This is a genomic window from Streptococcus pseudopneumoniae (genome assembly GCF_001072315.1).
Classification (GTDB): Bacteria; Bacillota; Bacilli; order Lactobacillales; family Streptococcaceae; genus Streptococcus; species Streptococcus pseudopneumoniae_R.
This window is the reverse complement of the sequence record NZ_JVLI01000190.1, coordinates 1-3,772: the sequence shown is the minus strand read 5'-3', so window position 1 is coordinate 3,772 and position 3,772 is coordinate 1. Positions and strand designations below refer to the sequence as shown.

At 36.0% G+C, this 3,772-nt stretch carries 3 protein-coding genes; all 3 read left to right on the top strand.

The features are described 5' to 3' along the window. On the top strand, positions 1–453 hold a 453-nt coding region (locus ADH54_RS09910; protein ID WP_204373467.1), incomplete at its 5' end, for a hypothetical protein. 294 nt (positions 454–747) lie between these two features. Then, on the top strand, positions 748–1,065 hold the full coding sequence (locus ADH54_RS09905; RefSeq protein ID WP_049524989.1) for a hypothetical protein: 318 nt from the start codon (positions 748–750) through the stop codon (positions 1,063–1,065). Positions 1,066–1,317: 252 nt separating this feature from the next. Beyond that, positions 1,318–3,772 (top strand): SEC10/PgrA surface exclusion domain-containing protein (locus ADH54_RS09900; protein WP_049524988.1); only part of this gene is annotated, 2,455 nt, incomplete at its 3' end.

The following is a 3,772-nucleotide window of genomic DNA, read 5'->3' as shown; positions in this document are numbered from 1 at the left end:
AAAGGAGATAGAATGAAGCATGTTGACGACAAATTATTGCTGGTTGCTAAAAAAATGTGTAGCCCTGACGTTTTTAAACTGTATGAGTTTGAATATAGAAACCCTCAAGCAGTTAATCTTTTTAATATGATATTTGGGACAGTTTATTCTCCCTTTGAATCGGCAATAGGATTAAGTATGTTTGAAGGTTACTTCCCAAAAAATTTTTATATTAACTTTTTATACGCTTGTACTGAACGTGTTTTGGGAGACGAAGAAACATTTTCACGATTTATTGAGCTAACAAATCTATCAATTAAATTTTTAGAGAAGTCTGATAATGTTTCACTTGATTTATCAAAAATCAAACCTATTATAGAGGAGATATTGGCAGAATATAATGAGTTGATTGATGGATATATTCAAAGAGGTTTACTAACTGAAGAAGCTATACAAAATAAAGCTATTATATAGTATTCAACCTTGACCTGAGCAAGTCCTAAAACTACTTTTGTTCTTTGAAAATTGAATATCCCCACTGTCCCGATTAGCGCAGTCTAGGCATAAAAAGAAGAATAGGGGCGGTGTGTATCTAGAAAGTATATCTAGTGCTGACTGCATGATGTAAAGTCACGGTTGACTTGTCCCGTAAGACGAAAGAGTTTGCGATTTCTAAACTATAAATCGTGCGTAAAAAACACAGTAGAGATGTACGGCATCAACTCGGCATGGCTGTAAATCAGCCTTTGATTCAAAAAGGAGGACAATATGAATCAAATAAAATCAACTAGTGAGGTTACACTCACTGACTTAAGACGACTAGGTTTGCAAGGTGATGCAACCGCACGACTTGCAAGTGGTGAAGAAATGAAATTAACTAGTAAGTATGGTCTTATTCCTAAAAAAGGATATGTAGCAGGAAAACTTCAAATCGTTGAAATGATTGCAGATTACTCTAAAATCTATAGAGATATACGCACCATTAAACGTGGGGATGTTTTAGTTGCTAGACGAATCAAACAGGGGAATAAACTAATCTTACAGCTAACTGGTAAAGGTTATCACCGACCTAACGGTAAAATTTAACAGATAGAGCCTCATCTATCTGTTTTAGGGAACAAGGAACTATTTCTTTGTTGCTGAAAGCAGATAGGTGATGTTATGAAAAGGTGAAGAAATGAGTATTATACAGATCATAGTTACAGCTATTCTTTTATCATCAGGGATTCTGGTATCTATGAATTTTATACCAAATAAATTGTCTGATAAAATCTCACGAAAACTAAAAGACTATTCAAATAAGCATTGTTTTAAATAATATCAAAAAGGAGAAATCAAATGGAAATCATGAATGAAGTTAAGAAAGTTATGTTGGCTAGTGTTATCGCAACCGCAAGTGTTGGAGTAACAACTCAAGCTTTCGCAGAAGAGGTAAAGCCTTTAGAGCCAAATTCAGGTAACCAACAGAAGACTGCAACTCAAAAAACAGTTACAGAAACTGATGTTGCACTCTCTCGAGCAAATGTGGAACAGGCAAACGCAGTTGTAAAAAAACAGGAGGAGATTGTAAAATCTAATCAAAACGAGGTAAACGATGCAAAGAAAGTAGTTGAAGAAGCAACAGAAGCTGTTACTCAAGCGGAGAAAGCTGTCAAGGAAGCTACTCCTAAAAATATCCAGAATGCAAAAGAAGATGTTTCTGTAAAAGAGGTTGCTGAGAAGAAAGCTCAAAAAGAACTATCCTCTGCTGAAGAGCAACAAAAGCTGACTGAAAAGAATGTTACTGATCAGGAAGTAAATGTCAAAGAAGCTACTGGAAAACTTGCTGACAAAACAAAAGAAGTTACAGATGCAGAACAAATCGTAGCTGAAAAACAGGCTATTTTAGATGGAACTGGACTTGCAGATATTGTCGCCAACGCTGAAGCTACAAAGCGAAACTTGGAAATGAGCGAAAAAGCTGCATCACAAGCTCGAGAAGATTTGGTGACTGCTAAAAAAGCGGATGACCAACGTGCTTCTAAACTGAAACAGGCAGAAGTAGAGGTAACGAGTACTGAAGGAACTAGGTTGGTGAAAGCGCAGGCGCTAGATCAAGCAACCACTCAAGCTACTAACGCTGAAAATCAGTATCGAGTAGCTAAAGATAATCTATCTAAGGCTCAAAGTATTCTGGATAGTTTGACAACGACATCTATCACTTATCCTGCTGGCTATGTAGAAGCTTTGAAGGCTTACTTCAAGAATCCTACTGAAGAGAATTCCAAAAAGTTACATGAAATTGCCAAGAAAGGAATGATAACTGCTGGCTTTAAAACTCCTGATGGAGGTAATAGCTATTACAGCAATCCAGTTTCCCCTTTTAAACAAAGTGAAGTAGATAAAAAAACTGTAATTGAAAATGTAAATTATCTATCTACTGAAATTCAAGAGGAACTTGCTTCTTTCAATGCGTATCTGATTAATGATTTCCGTCGGGTGATGGGAACAGATGATATTCCAGTTCTAGTGAATCGAGATATGCAGAAAGTAGCACAAAAGGCTACTCAACTATCGACCAATCAATATGGACATGATCAGGCTACTTTGGATGTTGTCGCAAAAGAAGTAGGTTTAAATCAAGGGAATCAAGGTTTTCTTTCTGAAAATATAGGATTTCAAAAAACAGGTGATGTAGTGACACTAGCTGATTTGAAACAGCAGTCATACAATAATATCGTTATGATGCTATTTCATGATAAACATGCTGATTGGGGTCATGCTTTGAATTTTGCAGGACTTAATCGCAAGTCAGTCATGTTACAGTATATTGGTGTAGCTACCCGTAAGTTAGATCAAGGTTTGGTTGCGATGCACTATGTTGGAACAGATTCTAAAACAATTGATTTACTGAAAAATGAGTTCCATCAAAATGTTAAGATTGATACTAAGAACAATGTAGCTAGTCTTCAGGAAAAAATTCAAGTAGCTAGAAACTCTGTGACACAGGCTCAGGATACTTATGAGACTGCGAAAACGAATCATAAGGATGCACAAGCTAGAAAAGAACAAGCACAAACAGAATATACTCAATCAGAAGTTGCTGCGCAAAATGCAGTGACTAATCGTAAAGACATTCAGAATATTGCATTAAAAACTCCTGAAGCAGAAGCTAAGTTGAAGCAGGCAGAAGCAAACCTTAAAAAAGCTGGATTAGAAAATAAACAAGCGCAAGAGGCTTTGGAACAGTTGAATGCAGATGTTAAAACTAAACGTGAAGTGCTCATGGTTGCTAAAGAAAAACTAGCTGAAAAACAAACTGAATGGAAATCACTGAATGAAGTTTTGAAAGCCGAGAAAGAGGATTTGATTACTAAACAAGCTAAACTTACTAGAATTAAAGAACTTGTCCTCAATCGTCAAGCCTTACTTTCAAAATCAACGGAAGCCTTGAAAGCATCAAAAGAGCGAGTGGAAGTTTTAAAGAATGCCCCTCAACTCTTATCAAAGGCAAAAGTTAATCTTGAAGCTGCTCAAGAAGTTTTGAAAGAAAAGAAATCAATTCTAGAGTTAGCACTAGCCAAACTAGCAACTGGAAAAGAAGAACAAAGAAAGGTATTAGAGGCTCATAAAGAGTTATTGTCAGCTTATCGTGATTATCTGAAAGCACAACAAGAAATTGAGCATCAAAAAGATTTAGAGGTTCAAAAAGTAAGTATTGAACCAGATGAAAATTATCCTACTCCAGTAGTTCCAAATGACAAGATTTCGAAGTATGTCCAAGATGAAGTTAAGAATCAAGTAGCAAAAGTGG

Coding starts and splice junctions, on each gene's coding strand:
- ADH54_RS09905 (WP_049524989.1), top strand. CDS start 748: ATGAATCAAATAAAATCAACTAGTGAGGTTACACTCACTGACTTAAGA.